This is a genomic window from Streptomyces sp. RKAG337 (assembly GCF_023701715.1).
Classification (GTDB): domain Bacteria; phylum Actinomycetota; class Actinomycetes; order Streptomycetales; family Streptomycetaceae; genus Actinacidiphila.
Window position 1 is genome coordinate 1,327,922 of the sequence record NZ_JAJOZA010000001.1, and the last position, 22,065, is coordinate 1,349,986.

The 22,065-nt window shown below is 71.7% G+C and carries 21 protein-coding genes; 4 read left to right on the forward strand and 17 right to left on the reverse strand.

What is annotated here, in order from left to right:
- Window position 1: 1 nt before the first annotated feature.
- The 4 genes from hydA to LNW73_RS05865 form a co-directional block, all read right to left on the reverse strand.
- A complete protein-coding gene (hydA, locus tag LNW73_RS05850) occupies window positions 2-1,414 on the reverse strand; it encodes a dihydropyrimidinase (RefSeq protein WP_250989200.1) in 1,413 nt (470 codons plus the stop codon).
- Window positions 1,411-2,742, reverse strand: coding sequence for an aspartate aminotransferase family protein (locus LNW73_RS05855; protein WP_250978379.1), 1,332 nt, complete (start codon window positions 2,740-2,742; stop codon window positions 1,411-1,413). The genes hydA and LNW73_RS05855 overlap by 4 nt, the downstream gene beginning before the upstream one ends.
- 5 nt (window positions 2,743-2,747) lie before the next feature.
- Window positions 2,748-3,590, reverse strand: a complete 843-nt coding sequence (locus LNW73_RS05860; RefSeq protein ID WP_250989201.1) for a nitrilase-related carbon-nitrogen hydrolase — start codon at window positions 3,588-3,590, stop codon at window positions 2,748-2,750.
- A 201-nt stretch (window positions 3,591-3,791) separates the two neighbouring features.
- On the reverse strand, window positions 3,792-5,291 hold the full coding sequence (locus LNW73_RS05865) for a hypothetical protein (protein WP_250989202.1): 1,500 nt from the start codon (window positions 5,289-5,291) through the stop codon (window positions 3,792-3,794).
- Between the two features lie 214 nt (window positions 5,292-5,505).
- On the opposite strand from LNW73_RS05865, the gene LNW73_RS05870 reads away from it, so the two are divergent.
- On the forward strand, window positions 5,506-6,426 hold the full coding sequence (locus tag LNW73_RS05870; RefSeq protein WP_250989203.1) for a preprotein translocase subunit SecD: 921 nt from the start codon (window positions 5,506-5,508) through the stop codon (window positions 6,424-6,426).
- 213 nt (window positions 6,427-6,639) lie between these two features.
- On the opposite strand, the gene ggt is transcribed toward LNW73_RS05870, so the two are convergent.
- Window positions 6,640-8,463, reverse strand: a complete 1,824-nt coding sequence (gene ggt / locus LNW73_RS05875; RefSeq protein ID WP_250989204.1) for a gamma-glutamyltransferase — start codon at window positions 8,461-8,463, stop codon at window positions 6,640-6,642.
- Between the two features lie 98 nt (window positions 8,464-8,561).
- Between ggt and LNW73_RS05880 the strand changes: the two genes are divergently transcribed.
- Complete coding sequence (locus LNW73_RS05880; protein ID WP_250989205.1) at window positions 8,562-9,317, forward strand: hypothetical protein; 756 nt, start codon at window positions 8,562-8,564, stop codon at window positions 9,315-9,317.
- On the opposite strand, the gene LNW73_RS05885 is transcribed toward LNW73_RS05880, so the two are convergent.
- Window positions 9,286-10,050: a ZIP family metal transporter gene (locus tag LNW73_RS05885; RefSeq protein WP_250989206.1), complete on the reverse strand. Its 765-nt coding sequence runs from the start codon at window positions 10,048-10,050 to the stop codon at window positions 9,286-9,288. The two genes, LNW73_RS05880 and LNW73_RS05885, sit on opposite strands and share 32 nt — an antisense overlap.
- A 139-nt stretch (window positions 10,051-10,189) precedes the next feature.
- Window positions 10,190-11,089, reverse strand: coding sequence for an SGNH/GDSL hydrolase family protein (locus LNW73_RS05890; protein ID WP_250989207.1), 900 nt, complete (start codon window positions 11,087-11,089; stop codon window positions 10,190-10,192).
- Between the two features lie 279 nt (window positions 11,090-11,368).
- Here LNW73_RS05890 and LNW73_RS05895 point away from each other — a divergent pair, with 279 nt between their 5' ends.
- Window positions 11,369-13,009, forward strand: a complete 1,641-nt coding sequence (locus tag LNW73_RS05895; protein WP_250989208.1) for a CocE/NonD family hydrolase — start codon at window positions 11,369-11,371, stop codon at window positions 13,007-13,009.
- A 16-nt stretch (window positions 13,010-13,025) separates the two neighbouring features.
- Here the strand turns inward: LNW73_RS05895 and LNW73_RS05900 are convergent, their stop codons facing one another.
- The 10 genes from LNW73_RS05900 to pcaDC form a co-directional block, all read right to left on the reverse strand.
- Window positions 13,026-13,862, reverse strand: coding sequence for an amino acid ABC transporter permease (locus tag LNW73_RS05900; RefSeq protein WP_250978370.1), 837 nt, complete (start codon window positions 13,860-13,862; stop codon window positions 13,026-13,028).
- Window positions 13,859-14,503: an amino acid ABC transporter permease gene (locus LNW73_RS05905; protein ID WP_250978369.1), complete on the reverse strand. Its 645-nt coding sequence runs from the start codon at window positions 14,501-14,503 to the stop codon at window positions 13,859-13,861. Before LNW73_RS05905 ends, LNW73_RS05900 begins: the two co-directional genes overlap by 4 nt.
- Before the next feature lie 14 nt (window positions 14,504-14,517).
- On the reverse strand, window positions 14,518-15,417 hold the full coding sequence (locus LNW73_RS05910; RefSeq protein ID WP_250978368.1) for a glutamate ABC transporter substrate-binding protein: 900 nt from the start codon (window positions 15,415-15,417) through the stop codon (window positions 14,518-14,520).
- A 15-nt stretch (window positions 15,418-15,432) separates the two neighbouring features.
- Window positions 15,433-16,176: an amino acid ABC transporter ATP-binding protein gene (locus LNW73_RS05915; protein ID WP_285370879.1), complete on the reverse strand. Its 744-nt coding sequence runs from the start codon at window positions 16,174-16,176 to the stop codon at window positions 15,433-15,435.
- Window positions 16,177-16,427: 251 nt separating this feature from the next.
- A complete protein-coding gene (locus LNW73_RS05920) occupies window positions 16,428-16,679 on the reverse strand; it encodes a TfoX/Sxy family DNA transformation protein (protein ID WP_138355572.1) in 252 nt (83 codons plus the stop codon).
- 151 nt (window positions 16,680-16,830) lie between these two features.
- Window positions 16,831-17,268: a DUF6278 family protein gene (locus LNW73_RS05925; RefSeq protein ID WP_250989209.1), complete on the reverse strand. Its 438-nt coding sequence runs from the start codon at window positions 17,266-17,268 to the stop codon at window positions 16,831-16,833.
- A gap of 75 nt (window positions 17,269-17,343) precedes the next feature.
- Window positions 17,344-17,706, reverse strand: coding sequence for a cupin domain-containing protein (locus tag LNW73_RS05930; protein ID WP_250989210.1), 363 nt, complete (start codon window positions 17,704-17,706; stop codon window positions 17,344-17,346).
- Window positions 17,707-17,874: 168 nt separating this feature from the next.
- A complete protein-coding gene (locus LNW73_RS05935; RefSeq protein ID WP_250989211.1) occupies window positions 17,875-18,654 on the reverse strand; it encodes an exodeoxyribonuclease III in 780 nt (259 codons plus the stop codon).
- Window positions 18,655-18,761: 107 nt separating this feature from the next.
- Window positions 18,762-19,409: an MBL fold metallo-hydrolase gene (locus LNW73_RS05940; protein ID WP_250978362.1), complete on the reverse strand. Its 648-nt coding sequence runs from the start codon at window positions 19,407-19,409 to the stop codon at window positions 18,762-18,764.
- 77 nt (window positions 19,410-19,486) lie between these two features.
- The gene (gene pcaDC, locus LNW73_RS05945) at window positions 19,487-20,758 is read right to left on the reverse strand and encodes a bifunctional 3-oxoadipate enol-lactonase/4-carboxymuconolactone decarboxylase PcaDC (RefSeq protein WP_250989212.1); all 1,272 of its coding nucleotides are present in this window, start codon (window positions 20,756-20,758) and stop codon (window positions 19,487-19,489) included.
- Window positions 20,759-20,892: 134 nt separating this feature from the next.
- Here pcaDC and LNW73_RS35900 point away from each other — a divergent pair, with 134 nt between their 5' ends.
- The gene (locus LNW73_RS35900) at window positions 20,893-22,065 is read left to right on the forward strand and encodes a M23 family metallopeptidase (protein WP_308407640.1); all 1,173 of its coding nucleotides are present in this window, start codon (window positions 20,893-20,895) and stop codon (window positions 22,063-22,065) included.

Below are 22,065 nucleotides of genomic sequence, written 5' to 3' on the forward strand. Positions count from 1 at the left end.
CCTAGATGAGGTACTGGCAGGTGCTGCGCGGGGTGTACTGGCCGTGACCGGCCCGCCCCACGTACGTCCGGTCGGTGATCACGGGCTCGCCGCGCGACAGGACGCTCTCGACCCGTCCGGTGAGCCGCTTCCCCTCGTACGCCGAGTAGTCGACGTTCATGTGATGGGTCTCGGCGGAGACGACCTGCTCGGCGTGCGGGTCGTAGATGACGATGTCGGCGTCGGCGCCCGGCGCGATGGTGCCCTTGCGCGGGTAGAGGCCGAACATCCTGGCCGGGGTGGCGCAGGCGATCTCGATCCAGCGCCGCCGGCTGATGCGGCCGTCCACGACCGCCTGGTGCAGCAGGTCCATCCGGTTCTCCACGCCCGGCAGCCCGTTGGGGATCTTGGAGAAGTCGCCCCGGCCGAGGTCCTTCTGCCCGGTGAAGCAGAACGGGCAGTGGTCGGTGGAGACGACCTGGAGATCGTTGGTGCGCAGCCCCCGCCAGAGCGCCTCCTGGTGCTCCTTGGGGCGCAGCGGTGTGGAGCAGACGTACTTGGCGCCCTCGAAGCCCGGCTCGGCGAGGTTGTCGGTGGACAGGAAGAGGTACTGCGGACAGGTCTCGCCGAAGACGTTGAGGCCCTTGTCGCGCGCCTGCACCAGCTCGGCGAGCGCCTCCTCGGCGGAGACGTGCACGACGTACAGCGGGGAGCCCGCCACCCGCGCGAGCTGGATGGCCCGGTGGGTGGCCTCGGCCTCCAGCAGGGCCTTGCGGACCTCGCCGTGGTAGCGGGGGTCGGTGTGGCCGGCCGCCAGCGCCTGCTGGACGAGGACGTCGATGGCGATGCCGTTCTCGGCGTGCATCATGATCAGGCCGCCGTTGCCGGCGGAGCGCTGCATGGCGCGCAGGATCTGGCCGTCGTCGCTGTAGAAGACGCCGGGGTAGGCCATGAACAGCTTGAAGCTGGTCACACCCTCCTCCACCAGGATGTCCATCTCCTTCAGCGTGTCCTCGTTGACGTCGGAGAGGATCATGTGGAAGGCGTAGTCGATGGCGCACTGGGCGTCGGCCTTGGCGTGCCAGGCGTCCAGGCCGGAGCGCAGCGAGTGGCCGACGCTCTGCACGGCGAAGTCCACGATCGTCGTGGTGCCGCCCCAGGCCGCGGCCCGGGTGCCGGTCTCGAAGGTGTCGGACGCGGCGGTGCCGCCGAAGGGCAGCTCCATGTGGGTGTGCGCGTCGACACCGCCCGGGATGACGTACTTGCCGGCGGCCTCGACGATCCGGGCGTCGCCGGAGGTCCAGCTCTCCGCGACGGCCGACTCGTGGGCGGCGAGGGCCACCACCCGGCTGCCCTCGATCAGCACATCGGCGTGGATCTCCTCGGCCGCGGTGATGACGAGTCCGCCGCGGACGACGGTACGTTCGGTGCTCATGACCTGCCTCCGGCGAGCTTGTCCTGGGTCTGCCTGAGCGCGTCCGCGAGGGCGCTCGCGCCTTCTTCCGCCTCGGCGACGCTGAGCGTCAGCGGCGGTGCGATCCGCAGCGCGTTGCCGGCCCGGCCGCCCTTGCCGATCAGCAGCCCGTACTCGCGGGCCGCCTCCAGCACCAGGCTCGCGGCCTGCGCCGACGGTTCGCCGGTGTCGGGTTCGACGAGTTCGAGGCCGAGCATCAAACCCCGGCCGCGCACCTCGCGGACGATGGGCAGCGCGGCGCTGATCGCCTCCAGCCGGGACTTGAGCAGCCCGCCGACCCGGCGGGCGTTGCCCTGCAGGTCGTGGTCGACGAGGTACGTCAGGTTGGCGAGCGCGCCCGCGGTGGTGATCGGGCTGCCGCCGAAGGTCGAGATGGAGTTCGCTGTCAGGCAGTTCATGACCTCGGCGCGGGCCACGACACCGCCCATGGACATGCCGTTGCCGATGCCCTTGGCGAAGGTCAGGATGTCCGGCGGGCCGGCCTGGTCGTGGGCCTGCCAGCCCCAGAAATGATCACCCGTCCGGCCCCAGCCGGTCTGCACCTCGTCGGTGATCCACAGGATGCCGTGCCGGTCCAGGACCCGTTTGAACGCGGCCAGCAGCCCGTCCGGCCCCGAGGTGAAGCCGCCGACGCCCTGGATCGGTTCCGCGATCAGCGCCGCGACGCTGCCGTTGGCCTGGCCGAGGATGTCCTCCAGGTCCTCGACGCACGCGGCGGTGAACGCGGCGTCGTCCAGATGCGCGTACGGGCCGCGGGAGCGGACGCCGCCGTGCACGTACAGCGTCTGGAGCGGGGAGAGGCTGGTCGGCGACCAGGCGGAGTTGCCGGTGATGCCGATCGAGGTGAAGGAGCGGCCGTGGTAGCTGTTGCGCAGCGCCAGGACCTGGTTCGAGCCCCGGTAGGCGGTGGCGAGCAGCAGCGCGGTGTCGTTCGCCTCGGTGCCGGAGGTGGTGAAGAAGACCCGGGCGTCCGGGATGCCGGACAGCCGGGCGATGCGCTCGGCCAGGTCGACGGTCTGCCGGCTCAGATAGAGCGTCGAGGAGTGCAGGATCTTCCCGGCCTGCTCGGTGATGGCGGCGGTGACCTCGGGGAGGGCGTGCGCGGTCATCGTGGTCAGGATGCCGCCGAAGAAGTCGAGGTAGCGGTTGCCCTCGGCGTCCCAGACATGGCGGCCCTGGCCGTGGGTGATCTCGATGGGCTCGCTGTAGTACGTGGCGAGCCAGTCGGGCATGACGGCCTGGTGGCGGGCGTGCAGGGCGGAGTGCAGGTTCTCGGTCACAGTGGCCATAACGATCAGGCCTCCGTGAGGTCGCCGTAGGCGTCCGGCCTGCGGTCCCGGTAGAACGCCCACTGCTGGCGCACCTCGTCGATCAGGTCGAAGTCCAGGTCCCGGACGACCAGCTCCTCCTTGGTGTCGGACCCGACCTCGCCGACGAACTTGCCGCGCGGGTCGACGAAGTAGCTGGTGCCGTAGAAGTCGTTCTCGCCGTACTCCTCCTGGCCCACCCGGTTGATGGCGGCGATGAAGTACTCGTTGGCGACGGCGGCGGCGGGCTGCTCCAGCTGCCAGAGGTAGGCGGACAGCCCGCGTGAGGTCGCCGACGGGTTGTAGACGAGCTGGGCGCCGGCCAGCCCCAGGGCGCGCCAGCCCTCGGGGAAGTGCCGGTCGTAGCAGATGTAGACGCCGATCCGGCCGACCGCGGTGTCGAAGACCGGCCAGCCGAGGTTGCCCGGCTTGAAGTAGAACTTCTCCCAGAACCCCTTGACCTGCGGAATGTGGTGCTTGCGGTACTTGCCGAGGAAGGTTCCGTCGGCATCGATGACCGCGGCGGTGTTGTAGTAGAAGCCGGACTGCTCGACCTCGTAGACGGGCACGACGATCACCATGCCGGTCTCGCGGGCGAGCGCCTGCATCCGCTGGACGGTGGGTCCGTCGGGGACCGGTTCGGCCCAGCGGTAGTGCTCGGCCTCCTGGACCTGGCAGAAGTAGGGGGCGTTGAACACCTCCTGGAAGCCGATGACCTTGGCGCCCTGGGCGGCCGCGGCCCGGGCGTACTCCTCGTGCTTGGCGATCATCGACTCGGTGTCACCGGTCCAGGTCGCCTGGACGAGCGCGGCACGCACAACGTTGCTCATGAGCAGCTCCTCTGACGTGGCATCACGTCCGGTCTACGCACGTAGATTCCGGCCGTGTGGAAGAACGTAGAAGCGCCTTACCCGCTCTGGCAAGACCGCTACCGTTACTTGACCGGGACGATCACGTTTCCTGCCCGACCGGGGCAACCGGCGGCCGCTCCGGCAGTCCGGCGTGCTCCGGCGCCGGTGATTTCGGCGCGCTCACCGGTCCGGCAGGCCCGCGCGGCGCAGGGCGGCCACGATGTCCCGGCGGCGCGGCCTGGAGATCAGCGCGGCGACGTCCAGGAGCGGTGCGGTGAGGCCGGGGTGGGCGCCGGCGACGGCCGCGGCCTCCTCGGGCAGCCGGGTCCTGACCACGGCGCCCAGGAGTGTTCCGGCCTCCTCGCCCCGGTTCTCCCCGTACAGCGCGGCCGCCAGCACCGCGACCTCGGCGGCGGGGCGCGCCGCGGCCTGGTGCAGCAGGGTGCGGCAGTCGTCCGTGCGGCCGGCCTGCGCCAGCGCGGCCGCGGCGGCGGCCAGCCGGTCCGGCGGCAGGACGGCGACCTCCCACAGGAGCGTCGCGACGTCCGCCGCGAGACCGGCCCGTTCCAGCTCGCGGGCCAGCACCGGCAGCGCGGCGGCCGGGCCGGCCGCCGCCTCGCACAGCACCACGTACGCCTCCCCGCCGCGCCCGGCCCGGCGCAGGCCGCCCAGCCGGGCCGCCTCGCTGCGGGCCTCCGCCTGCCGCGGCCCGGCGTCGGGCGGTACGTCGGCGGCCCGTGCCGGTGCCTCCTCGGCGGCGACACCGGCGAAGCGCGCGCCGCGCGGCGCGGGCCCTGCCGCGGGTCCGGGGGCGGCTGTCGCGGCGGGGCCCTCCTGCCGGGGCGCCTCGGACGCCGCGTCGTCCGCCTCGTCGAACGGCTCGTCGAACGTCGTCGCGAACCGGGCGCCGCGCGGGCGCGACCCGGTACCGCGCCCGGCCGCCTTGGGCCGGCGCTTGCCCCGTCCGGCCGGAGCGGCCGGTGCGACGGGTTCGGTGCTCCCGGCCGGTCCGGCGGCGGAGCTCTGCTGCCGCATCAACGGGCCCGCCGGGTCCACCGGGTCCGGCGTGCGCGGCCGGAACCAGTCGTCCGGCGCGGGGGAACGGTCGGCGGCGGACCGGTCCGTGAAGAACTCTCCGGCGAGCCGCTTCTCGACCGCGTCGAGCCGGGCCTGCAGCTCCGCGCAGCGCGCGCCCGCGCGTTCCCGGTCGTCGCGGGCCCAGGCGAGGGCGTTGGCCAGCCGCCCCGCCGTCACGGAGTGGGGGTCGCCGCCCGTCGCTCCGTACTCGTGCGCCGCGTGCGCGGCCTCGCGTTCGCGCAGCACCGCGTCGTGGCGTTCGCGGAGCATCGCGTCCAGCCGGGAGCGCAGCGCCGTCCCGCTGCCGGGGGCCGCGTCCCGGCCGGCCGCGGCGGCGCGGTACAGCCGCTGGGCGCGGCCGACGTCGGCCGGGTCGACCGGTGCGCCATGCAGGGCGGCCAGGTCGTGGAGGACGGCGTGCACCACGTCCCAGGGCGCCAGCTCCACACCCGCCTCGTACGCGTTCACCCCGCCCGGGTCACGTCGCGACAAGGCGCCGTACCAGCCCGGCGCGGCCCCCAGTCCGGCGACCAGCTCCCGGAAGAATTCGGTGAACTCCCTAGCAGAGTCGGCCAGTTGAGGTCCGGCGCCGCGCTGTGTCATCGCTGCTGCCTCTCCGCCCCCGCCCGGAGGCATGCAGTCCCGTCCCAGCATTCGACACCATTCGTGTTACGGGGCGGCTACGGGGAGTTTTCGTCCACACCGCAGCTGCCCCAACCGCCTTACCCGGCGCACCGGTCACCGGCGCCCCACCGGGACGCCTGAGGCGCGGCGATTCCTCTGCGCGGCCGGCCGCCGGTCCGCGAGACTGGCCGCTATGCGTCTTCTCCGCACGATCCCCCGCGCGACATCCTCGGCGAGCGCCACCGCGACCGCCCTGACCGCCGTCGCCGCCGTGCTCGTCATGAGCGCCGCCCTGACCGGGTGTTCCGGCTCCTCGAACTCGTCGGACGGCAAGGACCGGTCCCCGCTGATCCCCGGCCCGACCCGCACGTCCACCGCGTCCGGCACCCCGGCCTCGGGCCGGACCACCGTCACCTACACCCCGCGTTCGGCGCAGGGAGACGAGACGTTGCGGCACACCGTGGATCTGCTGCGCGCCAGGGCCGACGCGTTCGGGCTGGACGGCGCGCGGATCGAGGTGCACGGCGGCACGATCACCGCCGAGGCGCCCGGGGACAGCGGTGACCGGCTGCGCCAGCTGGCCGTCACGGCCGAGCTGGGATTCCGGCCGGTGCTGGGCGGCGACGCCTCCGTGCCGCCCGAACTGCAGCGGCAGTTCACCGCCTTCGACTGCATGGCGCCGGTGCCGGTCAGCGCGCCGGCGCTGTCCCCCACGAGCCCGACGGTCGCCTGTGACCGGACGGGCCCCACGAAGTACGTACTCGGTCCCGTCGCTCTCAGCGGCCGGGACGTGACCAGCGCCAAGGCGTCGCTCGACGCACAGACCGGCAACGGCTGGACGATCAACCTGGTGCTCACCTCGGCGGGCGGTACGAAGTTCGCGGAGCTCACCCGCCGGCTGTCCCAGCAGAGCGCGCCCGCCAACCAGATCGGCATCATGCTGGACCGCCAGGTGATCTCCGCGCCCTCCGTCTCGCAGTCGATCACCGGCGGCGAGGTGCAGATCAGCGGCAACTTCACCCGGACCTCCGCCCAGGATCTGGCCGCCCAGATCAGCTCCGGCGCGCTTCCGGTGGAGCTGACCGTCTCCGACGTCACCCGGATCCCCTCCTAGGCCGTGTCTGACAAATCCCGCCTGGCCCGGGGCGCCTGGCACGCACGCTCGCTGCGTTGTCGGGCTCATCCACGTACCCCGGTACGAGGACGACCCTCCGCCTTGCGATCGCACGCACCAGACGCCCCGGGCCCCGCCCTCCGGGCGGACGCCGCTATTTGTCAGACACGGCCTAGGAGCCGAAGCTCCCAGGAGGGACCGGGAGGCCGGGGGTCAGCCCGCGTGGCTCGGGCTGACCACCATCGCCGAGCCGCCGCCGCGCCGGGTCGTCTCGGCCGCGGCGAGCCAGCGCCCGTCGGGCAGCCGCTGGATGCCGGTGGCCGCGCCGATCTCCGGGTTCAGGGTGAAGACATGGCCGAGCGCTTCGAGCTGTGTCCTAGTCGCGCTGGTGAACAGGGCCGGTTCGAGTTCGGTGGCCGCCGCGTTGCGCTGGCTGGCGCGCGGTGCGGCGATCGCGTCGACGAGCGGCAGACCGCGGTCGACGTGCTCGGTGAGGACCTGCAGCACGGTGGTGATGATGGTGGAGCCGCCGGGCGAGCCGAGCGCGAACGCCGGACGGCCGTCCTTCAGCACGATCGTCGGGGAGATCGAGGAGCGCGGGCGCTTACCGGGGCCGGGCAGGTTCGGGTCGTGGACCGCCGGGTTGGCGGGCGCGAACGAGAAGTCCGTCAGCTCGTTGTTGAGCAGGAAGCCGCGGCCGGGGACGACGATGCCGCTGCCGCCGGTCTGCTCGATGGTGAGGGTGTACGAGACGACGTTGCCCCACTTGTCGGCAACGGTCAGGTGCGTGGTGTTCTCGCCCTCGTACGTCGTCGGCGCGGCCGTGCCGGTGCCGCCGCAGGCGGCGGGGTGGCGCGGGTCGCCCGGTGCGAGCGGGCTGGTGAGCACCGCGGTGTCCTTGATGAGGCAGCCGCGCGAGTCCGCGTAACGCTGCGAGAGCAGTCCGCCGGTCGGGACGTCCTCGAAGGCCGGGTCGCCGAGCCAGCGCCCGCGGTCGGCGAAGGCGATCCGGCTGGCCTCGATGTAGCGGTGCAGGTACTGGGCGTCGGTGGCCTTCTTCGGGGAGAGGTTCGTCCGCTCCAGGATGTTGAGCGCCTCACCGACCGTCGTGCCGCCCGACGAGGACGGCGCGATCGAGTAGACGTCGTAGCCGCGGTAGGAGACCTGGGTCGGGGCCTGCCGCTTGGCCGCGTAGCCGCGCAGGTCGGCGGTGGTCAGATCGCCGGCCCGCACCACGCGGGTGGCGTTGGGGTCGACCGGGGGCTTGCGGACCGTCCGGACGATGTCGGCGCCGATGTCCCCCTGGTAGATCGCTCCGACGCCCTTCTTCCCCAGTTCCTGGTAGGTGCGGGCCAGGTCCGGGTTGGTGAGCGTGGAGCCGACCACGGGCGGGGCGCCGCCCGGCAGGAAGATCTTCGCGGTGGCCGGGAAGTCCTTGAAGCGGTCCTGGTTCGCCGCGGTCTGCGAGCGGAAGGTCTCGTCGACGGTGAAGCCGTCGCGCGCGATCCGCTCGGCGGGCTTGAGCACCTGCCCCAGCGGACGGCTGCCCCAGCTGTCGAGGGCGGTGGCCCAGGTGGCGGGGGTGCCGGGGGTGCCGACGCTCAGACCGCTGGTGACCGCGTCGGCGAACGGGAGCGGCTTGCCGTTCTCCTGGAAGAGCGTCTCGGTGGCGCTGCGCGGCGCGGTCTCCCGGCCGTCGATGGTGAACACCTTGTGCAGCCGGGCGTTGTAGTAGACGAAGTACCCGCCGCCGCCGACGCCCGCCGAGTACGGCTCGGTGACGCCGAGCGCGGCCGCGGTGGCCACCGCGGCGTCCACGGCGTTGCCGCCCTGGCGGAGCACCTCGATACCGGCCGCCGAGGCGTCCGCGTCCACGCTGGCGACCGCGCCCCCGTAGCCGACCGCGACCGGCACCTTGGCCGGCCGGGCCCCCGCATCCTGCGGGGCCGACCGCGCCGGCGGGGCCGCGGCTCCCACCGTGACAACGGCGGCCGTGACGGCCAGCAGCGACAAACTCCGGACGGCGGGGAGACGCATACGGTTTCCTCCAGTCAACAGGGGTCCGCGCAGCCTAACTTGGGTACGGCGATCCCGTCAGGAGCGCGTTCGGTCGAACACCGCTACGATGCCCGGCCATGAGCGATGACGTCCGCAACCTCGTGCTGGGCCTGGCGGCCAGCGCCATCAGTGCAGCGCTGGGCTGGTTTGTCCGCACTTATGTGTGGCGCCGGAAACTGCACCGCAAGCAGCGTTTCTTCGGGCTGCCCAACGGCTCCGAATGCCTTCTCGTGGTGCCGCGCGACCCCGGTGCCCGGGTGTGGAGCGTCGCCCGCCATGACGCGTTCGCGCTGCTGGAACTGGCCGCGCTGATCAAGGACTGCGGGGCGCACGCCGAGATCCTGCCGCACGACACGGCCTGGCAGGGCTTCGGGGCCCGCACCGAGTTCTGCGTGGGCGGCCCGGTCGCCAACCACCGGCTCGGGGCGCACCTGCGGTCGATGCTGCCGGGCATCGACATCAACACCGACGCCTCCCCCGGGCCCGACCAGGGGGCGTTCACCATCGACGGCGAGACCTACCGGATGGACAAGGGCGCCGTCGAGTACGTCCTGCTGGCCCGGCTGGCCGCCGTGCGGGACGCCGGCAACGACCGCCCGGTCTTCCTCTCCTCCGGCCAGCGCGGTGTCGCCAACCAGGCGGCCGTGCGGTACCTGGCCCGGCACCATGTGCGGTTGTCGCGCAAGCACGGCATCGACGGCACGTTCTGCCTGCTGCTCAAGGTCGTCAACTCGCAGGCCTACGGTCCCGACGTCGTCGAGCTCGTCGCCGATGTGACCCGGGCCGCGCAGACGGTTCCGGTCAGTCGGCCAGACCGATCACCAGCCACATGACGGCGCATCCCGCGACCGTGCACAGCAGCGTCGAGCGGGACGGGTGCGGGCTGTGCGCCTCGGGGAGGATGTCGGAGGTCGCCAGGTAGAGCAGGAACCCGGCGAAGAACCCGAGGTAGAGGCCGAGCGCGCCCGCCGGGATGGTGAAGGCGAGGGTGATCGCGGCGCCGATCACCGGGGCGATGGCGTCGCAGCCGAGCAGCACGAGCGCGCGCTGCCGGCCGTTCCCGTACATCCGGGTGATCGTGTAGGTGTTGAAGCCGTCGGCGAAGTCGTGCGCGACCACGGCGATGGCGACCACCAGGCCGACCGTGCTGCCGGCCTGGAACGCGGCGCCGATCGCGAAGCCGTCCATGACGCTGTGGCCGACGAGCGCCGAAGCGGCGGTGAGCCCGATGCCCTTGACGGGTTCACCGGGGTCGGTGAACGCCGGGCCGTGGGCGTGGGTGTGCGCGGCGTACTCGCCCTCGTGCGCGCGGTGGATCGCCACCGACCGCTCGACGATGTGCAGGGTGAGGAAGCCCGCCACGAACATCAGCAGCGCGGCGGGGACGCCGAAGACGTCGTCGGACTGCAGGTCCAGCGCCTCGGGCAGCAGGTCGAAGCCCACCACGCCGAGCATCAGCCCGGCGGCGAGTCCCAGCACCAGATGGCGGCGGTCACCGATGTGCTGGGCGACCAGCCCGCCGATCAGGGTCATCACGAACGCGCCGAGGGCTATCAGCACCGCCATCCGCGTTCACCCGCCTCCGCCGCCGGCCCGCCCGCTTCCGCCCATGATCGGCGAAGCGGACCGACGGCGCGAGTCAGAGCAGGTCAGGCCATGGCAGGTCAGGCCAGATCAGGCCAGGTCGGTGCCGGTCGCTGCCCGGTCAGTGGTGGCAGCAGCGCGGGTCGATCCGGTCGAGCACGGCGACGGCCATGGCCTTCTCGCCCTTGGCGTTGGGGTGCGCGGGCGCGGCCGGGGAAGCCGGTACCAGCGGCTCGATCCAGCGGTTGGCGGGCGCCGTGCACATGTCGTGGCCGACAGTCGGCCGGTAGGTGTCGACGTACTCGGCGTGCGCGGCCCCGGCCTGCCGGCGCAGCATCGTGTTGAGCCGCTTCTCGGTGTCCTTGAGGTACCCGAAGTCCTTGTCCGCGAAGGGGACGGCGGGACGGCACCCGACGCCGTTGTCCGGCAGCAGGTCCGGGTAGCCGACGACGACCACCCGGGCGTGCGGGGCGCGGGCGTGGATGGCGCGCAGCACAGCCGCGACCTTTGGCGCCGTCTGCTGGATGTTGAGGGCGAGCTGGTCGCTGCCGGTGGCGGTGTAGTGCTTCTGGCAGGGGTTGCCGGTCGGGTCGGTGGCGCTGAGCACGGCGCAGGTGCCGATGATCGAGCTGAAGCCGACGTCGTTGCCGCCGATCTGCAGCGTGACGAGGTCGGTGCCGCGGTTCAGCGCGTCGAGCTGCGGTCCGTTGGTGCCCTGCGGCTTCCACATCTCGGCGGTGGTGGCGCCGCCGCAGCTGACGTCCTTGACGGCCGCGAAGCGCTGGTCCGCGGCGACCAGCGACGGATAGTTGTGGCTGGACCGCGCGCAGTTGGCGTCCACCTGGTCGGGGATGCCGGGCCCTGAGGTGTACGAGTCGCCGAGCGCCGCGTAGCTGACGCCGTGTCCGTGACCGGAGTGGCCCGGCCGGCCCGAATGGGCCGAGGCCGGGACGGCGATGCCCGCGGTGAGGGCCAGGGCCCCGCCGAGTGCGGCTGCTGCCAGGACGGTGGTGCGGGCCATCGGTACCCCCAGTGTCGACGGTGACGAGCATCAGATTCCGCGCGAACCGCGCCGGGTGTCAATGACCTTGACGAAAGATCGTCCGACGTACCCGCGTTCGATCGCTGCTCCCGACGGGCCGTCATCTGCCGCCACCTGCCCCGGACGTCCTTCCGCCGCTCCGCGGGCGTCCGGCCGCCCTCAGATCGTTACCCGTGCGTAACATGCACGCCTATTACCGCCGGTAAGGCCGCGAGGTTACTCTCCAGTCACTTTGCATCCGGCCAGACAGGAGCAGTCATGAGAGCAACCACAGCAGGTGTCGTCGGCGCGGCACTGCTCGCCTCCACGGCATTCGGTCTGGCCCCGCTGGCACAGGCCGCGCCCGCACCCACCGTGGTCACCGCCGCCACCGCGCAGGCCGCGGCCGCGTCCACCTTCCGGTTCGTCGACATCCCGGGCTCCGGCGGCATCACGCTCAAGGGCAACGTCTTCACCCCCGGCGGCTACGACGGTTCACAGCGCTACCCCGTCGTCGTGCTCCCGAGCAGCTGGGCCATCAACGACCTGGAGTACCTCGCCCAGGCCAAGCAGCTCGCCGACTCCGGGTACGTCGTCGTCAGCTACACCTCGCGCGGCTTCTGGCTCTCCGGCGGGCAGATCGAGACCGCGGGACCGCCCGATGTCGCCGACGTGTCCAAGGTCATCGACTGGACGCTCGCCAACACCCCGGCCGACCCGGCCCACATCGGGATGGCGGGCGTCTCGTACGGCGCCGGCATCGGTCTGCTCGGCGCCGCGCACGACCCGCGCATCAAGGCCGTCGTCGCGCTCAGCGGCTGGGCCGATCTGATCGACTCGATCTACCAGGGCCGTACCCCGCATCTGCAGGCCGCCGCCCTGCTCGGCGGCGCGGGCTACCTCACCGGCCGGCCGAGCCCCGAACTCCAGAAGATCCTGGGCAACTTCCTCACCGCGAACCTCGCCGCCGAGGACGAGATGATCGCCTGGGGCAAGCTCCGCTCCCCCGTGACCTACCTGGACCAGCTGAACGCCAACGGCACGGCGGTCATGCTCGCCAACGCCTGGGGCGACAGCCTCTTCCCGCCCAACCAGTACGCGAAGTTCTACGAGAAGCTCACCGGCCCCAAGCGCCTCGAGTTCCGGCCCGGCGACCACGCCACCGCCGAGGCGACCGGCCTGCTCGGCCTGCCCAACGACACCTGGGCCAGCTCCAGGCGGTGGCTCGACCACTACCTCAAGGGCGTGGACAACGGCATCGACCACGAGCAGCCGGTCCAGCTCAAGTCCCGTTCCACCGGCGCCTACGAGAGCTACGACAGCTGGTCCGCGGTCCCGTCACGGACCACCACCCTCAAGCTCGGCGCCAAGGGGCTGCGCACCGGCGAGCTCGGCGGCGACGCCGGTTCCGGCTGGCGCACCACCATCGGCACCAATGTCGACTCGGGCGCCGACGGCGGGATCATCTTCCTGTCCAGCCTGCTCGACCAGTTCGCCCAGGCCCCGCCCGTCGCGTCGATCCCGCTGCTGCCGCGCGCCTTCGCCACCGTCTGGCAGTCCGCCGCGTACGGCACCGCCCAGCACGTCCGCGGCACCTCGACGCTGCACACCACGCTGACCCCGTCGGCCGCGAACGGAACCGTCATCGCGTACCTCTACGACGTCGACTCCCTGGGCATCGGCAAGCTGGTCACGCACGCGCCCTACACCTGGGTCGGGCGCACCCCCGGCAAGGCCTTCACCACCGACATCGACCTGCTCTCCACCGCTTACGACGTCCCGGCCGGCCACCGGCTGGCGCTGGTCGTCGACACCGTCGACCCGCTCTACATCGCGCAGAACCCGCTCTTCTCCACGGTCACCGTCTCGTCGCCGGCGTCCGACCCGTCCTGGCTGTCGGTCCCGCTGCACGACCAGTAACGCGCCGACACATCCGTCAGATCTGCTGAGGTGGCGTCGTCGCGACCGGTGTGCCCTTCGTCTTGGGGTTGTGCCGTTCGCGGCGCCCCAGCCAGTTCGCGAACCACGACAGCAGCATGCACATCCCGATGTAGATCGGTGCGATCACCATCACGACCGGAATGAACGGCAGGTCGTAGTCGAGGTTGGTGGCGATGAGTTTCCCGTTGTAGAGGAACTCCTCATAGGTGATGAGGTAGCCGAGCGAGGTGTCCTTCAGCGCCACCACCAGCTGGCTGATGATCGCGGGCAGCATCGCGCGGGCCGCCTGCGGCACCAGGATGTACGTCATCACCTGCGTCTTGCGCATCCCGAGCGCGTAGGCGGCCTCGCCCTGCCCGCGCGACACCGAGTTCACACCGGTACGGAAGACCTCCGCGAGCACCGAGCCGTTGTAGAGCGTCAGACCGGTGATCAGCGCCAACATCGGCTCGACCTTGAGCGCGATGAAGATGAAGAAGATCATCACCAGCAGCGGCATCGCCCGGAAGAACTCCACCACCAGGGTGCTCACCCAGCGGATCACCCGGTGCTCGGAGAGCCGGCCGGCGGCGAAGAGCGCGCCGAAGGCGAGGGAGAGAACGGCCGCCCAGATGAACGCCTTGAGGGTGTTGGCGAGCCCGGTCAGCAGCAGCCGCTGGATGCCCTCGTACTCGAACGGCACCCACTTGGTCGACTCGAACTGGCCGGTGTGGATCAGCATGTAGATGATCCAGCCGACCAGCGCGGCCAGCAGGGCGGTGGTGATCCACGCGTAGAGCCGGTGGCGCGCCAGCGCCTTCGGACCAGGGATGTCGTAGAGCGCGCTACTCATCGGGCGACCCCCATCTTCTTCTCCAGCACGTTGAAGAGCACGCTGATCGACAGCGTGATGATCAGGTAGCCGACCGCGATCCAGATGAAGGACCAGACGATGCTGTAGCCCAGCTCGTTCAGCGGCTTGTAGGTGCCGAGCAGTTCGGTGACCGAGAAGGAGCCGGCGATCGCGGAGTTCTTGGCGAGCGCGATGAGTGTCGAGCCGATCGGGGAGATGACCGCGCGGCCCGCCTGCGGCAGCACCACCAGGTTCAGGGTCTGGCCGAACGTCATCCCGAGGCTGCGGGCGGCCTCGCCCTGGCCCAGCGGCACGGTGTTGATGCCCGACCTGACCGCCTCGCAGATGAACGCCGAGGTGTAGCAGGCCAGCGCGAGGACCGCGAAGGTCATGAACGGCAGCCGCACCCCGAACCGCGGCAGTCCCAGCACGACCGCGAAGAAGAGCAGGGTCAGCGGGGTGTTGCGCAGCACGGTGACCCAGGTGGTGCCGAAGACGCGCAGCGCCTTGACCGGCGAGACCCGGAAGCCGGCGATGACCACGCCGCCGACCAGCGCCAGCACGCCCGCGTACAGGGTCAGTTCGAGGGTGCCGAGGAAACCCTTGCCGTAGAGGGAGAAGTTGTCGAGCAGTACGTTCATGTGCGGCGGCCCTCTCAGTACCGGTCGACGGCGGGCGGGGTGGGCGCCGGGACCCCGGACAGGCCGAGGGTCGCGTCGTACGCCTTCTTCCAGTCGCCGTTCTTCTCGTGGGCCACGATCGCGTCGTCGAGCGCGAGCCGCAGAGCGTTGTCGCTCCTGGCCACCCCGACCCCGTAGGGCTCCTTGGAGAACGCCTTGCCGACGAGCTTCATCTCGTCGGGCGCCTTGGCCGCGTAGCCCAGCAGGATCGAGTCGTCGGTGGTGACGGCGTCGACCTGGAAGGTCAGCAGGTTGTCCACGCAGACGGAGTAGGTGTCGTAGGTGACGGGGATGGCGTCGGGGTAGTCCGACTCGATGCGCTGGATCGGGGTGGAACCGGCGGCCGAGCAGACCTTCTTGCCCTTCAGGTCCTGCGGGCCCTTGATGTCGTTCTCGTCCTTGCGCACCAGCAGGCCCTGGCCCGCGACGTAGTACGGGCCGGCGAAACCGACCTGCTGCTTGCGCTTGTCGTTGATCGTGTACGTGCCGACGTAGTAGTCGATCTGGCCGTTGCTGAGCGCGGTCTCGCGGTTGGCGGAGGCCACCGACTTGTACTGGATGCGGTCGAGGCCGAAGCCGAGCGACGCGGCGAGCATCCGGGCGATCTCGACGTCGAAGCCGGCGTAGGTGCCGTTGGCCGGGTCGCGCTGGCCGAGGTACGGCTGGTCGTCCTTGACCCCGACGACGATCTTGCCGCGCCGGTGGGCGGAGCTCCAGGTCTTCGAGTCGGGGAGGGAGAAGTTCGTGTCCACCTTGTAGGTGGGCAGATCGTCGGAGCTGGGGCCCTTCGTGGGCGGACTGCCCTGCTTGCCGCAGCCCGCCAGCAGGGCCGCGGCCACGGCGAGCAGCGCGATGTGCCTGTTCTTGCGTCGCATGGCGGTCCCGGGTCGTCAGTGGTGGAGGATCTTGGACAGGAAGTCCTTGGCGCGCTCACTGCGCGGCGCGGTGAAGAACTCCTCCGGGACCCGGTCCTCGACGATCAGGCCGTCGGCCATGAACACGACCCGGTTGGCGGCGGAGCGGGCGAAGCCCATCTCATGGGTGACGACGACCATCGTCATGCCGTCCCGGGCGAGCTGCTGCATGACCTCCAGCACCTCGTTGATCATCTCCGGGTCGAGCGCGGAGGTCGGCTCGTCGAAGAGCAGCGCCTTGGGGTCCATCGCCAGCGCGCGGGCGATCGCCACCCGCTGCTGCTGGCCGCCGGACATCTGGGCGGGGTATTTGTCGGCGTGCGCCAGCAGGCCCACCCGGTCGAGCAGTTCCCTGGCCCGTCGGTCGGCCTCGGCGCGGCTGTGGCCGCGCACCTTGACCGGCGCCAGCGCCACGTTCTGCAGCACGGTCTTGTGCGCGAAGAGGTTGAAGGACTGGAACACCATGCCGACGTCGGCGCGCAGCTTCGCCAGTTCCTTGCCCTCGGAGGGCAGCGGCTGCCCGTCGATGGTGATGGTGCCCGACTCGACCGGCTCCAGTCGGTTGATCGCCCGGCACAGCGTGGACTTGCCGGACCCCGAAGGACCGATGACGACCACGACCTCGCCGCGGCCGATGGTCAGGTCGATGTCCCGCAGCACATGCAACTGTCCGAAGTGCTTGTTGACACCGCTCAGCACGATCAGTGGATCCATGCGCAGCCCAGCTCACTCTCACCCCGTCGGACAGTCAACGAATGGGCAACCTATCCCTTCAAATCCGCATATCGCGCCGACACGCAGACCGCCGCCAATAACCCGATTTGCGGCGCGCGCGGTCGCCGACGGCCCGCGCCGCTGAGCGGCGCGGGTCCGGTCGGCGCGGGTGCGGTGTGTGCCGGGCCGGCCGGGGCGGGGTCGGTCGGCGCTGGATCGGTCGGCGCGGGATCGGGCCGGTCGGGTGCGGCCCCGGGTCAGCCCAGGACCCGGTTGACGAGGGTGTCGCGTTCGGTCTGCGGGATGGCGGTCCAGCGGGTGCCGCGGATCGCGCCTTCGAGTGCGAGCAGGGTGTGCGTGCAGGCGTCCTCGGGAAGGTCCTCGCGGATCTTCTCAAAGGCACGGCCGGCGCCGAGCCGGCGCAGTTCGCCGGCGTCCTCGACGCCGCCGCGGCGCAAGCGGTCGGCAAGGACCGCTCCGATATTCGGCATCTGCTGCAGGGAGTCCACGTCGCGCCTCCGGTACCGAGCTGATCAACTGGTGCGTTTCCGACATCATGCACCGTACGGCCGGGCGCGGAGGCGTCATTGCGCGCCGGACACGCCTGCCTGCCGTCGCATTCCGGTGGCGCGGTCCATCACTTCGGGTGACGGCGGGCCGTCAGTTCTCGGACGCCTCGGCGAGTGTCTGGGACAGCTCGGGCGTGCCGCTCTCGGCCCATTCGTGGCCGATCGCGACCACGTCGATCTCACGGCCCGACTCCAGCTTGACCACCGGCAGGCCGTTCGGCCACACCTGCCAGACCGCGCCCGGCACCGTGCGGACGATGACGGTGCCGAGATACAGACCGGCGTCGTTGCCGAGCCAGGGCAGCACCTCGGGGTCGTCGCGCCACTGCGGCACCAACTGGTCGAGAGCCGTCAACGAGCCGGGCGAGTCGTCGAGTTCGACCCCGGCGTCCTGTGCCTGGGCGCGCAGCAGATCGCACTCCGCCAGCAATTCGGCCACGCCCGCCGCGTCCGGGTCGCCGACCCGGACCGCGACCCCGTGCGCCACCACGTTCCGCTTGCGCCACTTGTCCAGGAAGGGGATGTCCATACGGCTCAGCGTCGCACCCGGGGCGGTCGGACTTCTACAGGCGCGCCTGCCCCGCGGGTGTTCCGGGGCGGTGGGTCAGCAGCCGATCGCGTAGGCCTTGCGCAGCGTCTCGTGCACCGTCCAGGTCGTCCGGTCCCCCTCGCGCAGGACGCAGACAACGCCGGGGCCGAGTTCGAGCGTGTCGCCGCCCGCCACCTCGACGGTGGCCCGGCCGCTGACCACGACGAACATCTCGTCGGCCTCGGTGTCGGTCACCACGCCCGGGGTGATCTGCCAAATCCCCCGCAACCGGGTCCCGTCGGCCGACTCCCAGAGCACCTTGCCGGTGACCTCGGGCGTGCCCGACACGATCTGGTCCGGATCGAGCGGCTCGGGCTCCAGCTCGGCGTCGGGAACGTGGACGGCGAAGCTGGCGGAGGGCAGGTCAACGGTGCTCATGAGCGCCGAGCGTACGGGGCGGCGGGCGGGCGCGGGAACGACAGGTTGTATGCGGTCCCTGGCCCGGCCCTACGCCTCGTAGTGCTGTGCGGTGCGGTGCCGGGTGCTGTGAGGTGCGGTGCGGTGCGGTGCGGTGCCGGGTGCTGCGCGGTGCCGGGTGCTGTGCGGTCAGACGGTGAGGTCGACGACGACCGGGGCGTGGTCGGAGGCGCCCTTGCCCTTGCGCTCCTCGCGGTCGACGTACGAGTCGGTGACCGCCTTGGCGAAGGCCTCGTTGCCGTAGACCAGGTCGATGCGCATGCCCCGGTTCTTCGGGAAGCCCAGCTGGCGGTAGTCCCAGTAGGTGTACGGGCGGTCGTACTTGAGCGGACGCGGCACCACGTCCGTCAGACCCGCCTCGCGCAGCGCCGCCAGGGCGGCGCGCTCCTCGGGGGTGACGTGGGTGGCGCCCTCGAACTGGGACAGGTCCCACACGTCCTCGTCGGTGGGCGCGACGTTGTAGTCACCCAGCACCGCGAAGGGCCGCGGGCCGGCGGCGTCCTCGGCGACGGCGGCGCGCAGCGCCTCGAACCACTGCAGCTTGTAGGCGAAGTGCTCGTGCGCGACCTCGCGGCCGTTGGGCACGTACACCGACCAGACCCGGACCCCGCCGCAGGTGGCGGAGACCGCGCGCGGCTCCTCCACACCCTCGTACTCGGGGCCGCCGGGCAGCCCGGTCACGACGTCCTCCAGGCCGGCCTTCGACAGCAGCGCCACGCCGTTCCACCGGCCGGTGGCATTGACGGCCGCCTCGTAGCCGAGCTCGCGCAGCTCGTCGAAGGGGAACTGCTCCAGCGAGCACTTGGTCTCCTGGAGGCACAGCACATCCGTGCCGGTGCTCTCCAGCCAGGCGAGCAGGCGCGGCAGACGGGCGGTGATCGAGTTGACGTTCCAGGTGGCGATGCGCATGGATCCGAATCTACCGCCCGGCACCGACAACCGCCCCGGACCCGCCCCGGACGTGCCCGCGCGCACCGCCCGGGGCTGCCCCGGGGCGGTGCGCGCAGGTCGTGCCGTCAGCCCAGTTCGACGGATTCGCCCGGGACCAGCCGGCGGTGTTCGCCGCCGCCGATGCCGGGGCCGTCGGGGCCGAGCATCCGGCCGTAGATCATGAACGCGATGTCGTTGAGCAGCCCGTCGTGGACGTCGAAGGCGCGCTGCGGCTTCACCTCGCGCAGATAGTCGACAACCTCGGAGAGCTTGCTCCAGGGGGCCTGCAGCGGGAGCAGCAGGGTGTCGACGGGACGGTCGGGGACCGTCAGGGCGTCACCGGGGTGGAAGACCGAGCCGTCGACCACGTAGCCCTGGTTGGCGATCCGCGGGATGTCCGGGTGGATCACGGCGTGCAGTTGGCCGTGCACCTCGATGTCGAAGCCCGCCGCGGTGAAGGTGTCGCCCTCGCCGACGGTGTGCACCCGGCCGGGGAAGGCCGCCGACACCTGGTCGGCGACGCTCTTGAGGGTCCAGACCTGGGCGGCCGGGTTGGCGTCCAGGGCGAGGCGCAGCCGGTCCTCGTTGAAGTGGTCGATGTGCTCGTGGGTGATGAGGATCGCCTCGGCGCCGACCGCGGCGTCCTCCTCCGTGAAGGCGCCGGGATCGATGACGAGCACCTGCCCGTCCTTCTCCAGCCTGACGCAGGCGTGGCCCTTCTTGGTCAGCTTCACTGTTGCTCCTCTGCTCCTCGGAACGTGATCAGCGATATCGACGTGCACCGGGTCGTCACCAGGTCGTCAGGGAACCATCATCGCGGACGATCACCGGCGGGGCCGCCGACGGACGTCTCCTCCTGGATCACGCGCTGCGCGACCGCGAAGGCGGCGTTCGCCGCCGGCAGTCCGCAGTAGACGCCCGTGTGCAGCAGCGTCTCCTTGATCTCGGCGGGCGTGAGGCCGTTGCGCAGCGCCGCGCGGGTGTGGGAGGCGAGCTCGTCGAGGTGCCCGCGGGCGGTCAGCGCCGTCAGCGTGATGATGCTGCGGGTGCGCCGGTCCAGGCCGGGGCGCGCCCACACCTCTCCCCAGGCGTAGCGGGTGATGAACTCCTCGAAGTCCCCGGTGAAGGCGTCCGCCCCCGCGGCGGCCCGGTCGACATGCGCGTCGCCCAGGACCTCCCTGCGGATCAGCGAACCCTCTTCGTACGGGTCGACGCGGCCCGCGGGCACCGCGGTGGGCTGTTCCGCGGCCGGCGGGGCGGGCGGGGCCTGGAGCACGGCGGTGGTGGAGGCGACGACGGACTCGGTCCAGGTGGCGCCGAAGTGCCGTACCAGCAGCTCCCCGACGGCCGCGGGCTGCTCCACGGGGGTGAGGTGGGAGGCGGCGGGCACCACGGCGAGTCGGGCGTCGGGGATCCCGGCGACCAGGACGCGGGCGTCGGCGGGCGGCGTCGCGGGGTCGTCCGCGCCGGCCACCACGAGGGTCGGGACGGTGATCCGGCCCAGCTCGTCGCGTACGTCGTGCGCCGCCAGCGCCTCGCAGGCGGCGATGTAGCACTCCGCGTCGGTGGTGCGCACCATCTGCACGGCCCATTCGACGATGGCTCCCTGGGCGGCCCGGTAGCCGTCGGTGAACCAGCGCTCGGGGACGGTGTGGGAGAACTGCCCGAGGCCGTTGGCCCGCACGATGACACCGCGCTGCCGCCAGGCGTCGGCGGTGCCGTGCCGGGCGGCGGCGGATACGAGGGCCAGCGCCGCGACCCGGTCGGGGCGCGCCAGCGCGATCCGGACGCCGACGGCCGCGCCGAGGGAACAGCCCGCGTAGCCGAACCGGTCGATGCCGAGGAGGTCGAGGGTGGCGAGCAGCCGGTCCGCCAGGTCGGCGACCGAGGTCGCGGGGTCGGCGGGCGCACCCCCGTGGCCGGGCAGGTCGTAGCGCAGGACCCGCCACTGGCGGGTCAGGTCGGGCAGCTGGCGGTCCCACATGTGCCAGGTGGTGCCGAGGGCGGGGCCCAATATCAGGGTCGGTGCGTCTTCTGGCCCGTCAACGCGGTATTGCAGGGTCTTGGCCGTCGTCTCGCTCACCCGACCACGCTCCCACACGTCCCTGGAGCGCCCGCGCCGGGACCCGGCCGGCGGCGCGGGCGGGCGGCGGGCCGGCCTCCGGCGGATGGCATAGTGAGCCGCACCGCGACGGTCGAGTGGGGAGAGCCGGGCCTGTGAGGATCGCTCGTTGGATGGTGCCGGTCGTCGTCGGCGCCGTGGTGACGCCGTTATCGATCGGGCTCGGGGTGTTGCTGCTGGGGACCGCGGACGACAGCGAGGCAGCCGGCGGAGACGCCCCCGCGCCGACGGGCGTCGAGCTGAAGGCGGGGGACGTGGGTGTTCCCCTCGGCTACGCGAAGCTCCTGCGCGATTCCGCGGCCCGCTGCGGCGAGAAGCTGCTCACCGCGCCGGTGCTGGCCGCCCAGTTGAAGCAGGAGAGCAACTTCAATCCCAGGGCCGGTTCGGTCGCGGTCGGCGAGTCGAGCGGATCGGCCGACGGCGAGGGCTCGCTGACGGACCCACGGACCGACGAGCAACGGGCGGCGGACGGCAGGGCCGGTGGGAAACGGGCCGAGGCAAGTCCCTCCACGGCCCAACGGCCCCTCACCAGGGGCATAGCGCAGTTCTCCGACGCCGACTGGGCGGCCGAGGGCATCGACGGCGATCACGACGGCGTCAAGGACGTCCTGGATCCGGCGGACGCCATACCGTCCCAGGGCAGGAAGATGTGCGCGCTCCTGCGGACCGCGAAGCGGCACCCCGGCTACCGGGGCACTCCGCTGGAACTCGCCCTGGCCGGATACCGCCTGGGGTGGAAGGCCGTGGAGGAGTACGGCGGTGTGCCGCGCGCCAGTGGAATGGACGGCGAGACGTATGCGTACGTGGCGGCCGTCATACGGTCCTCCTCCCAGATGGTCGTCCCGGTCGGCGGCGACGTGTCCGGCGGCTGGACCCTGCCCGTCGAGGGGCCGGTCGGCACCCCGTACCACCAGCGGGGCTCTGCCTGGTCCACCGGCGTGCACACGGGCATCGACTTCGTGGTGCCCACCGGAACGCCGGTCAAGGCCGTCGGCCCCGGCGAGGTCGTCGCGGCCGGGGCCGAAGGCGACTACGGCAACCAGGTCGTCATCCGCCACCAGGACGGTATGTACAGCCAGTACGCCCACCTCTCCGAGGTGAAGGCCGTCGTCGGCCAGAGCGTCCAGGGCGGCACGCTCATCGGCTGGTCCGGCGCGACCGGCAACGCCACCGGGCCGCATCTGCACTTCGAGATGCGCACCGGCCCCGCGTTCGGGTCCGACATCTCCCCCGTCCCCTGGCTGCGCGTCAGGGGCCTGATCGTCTGA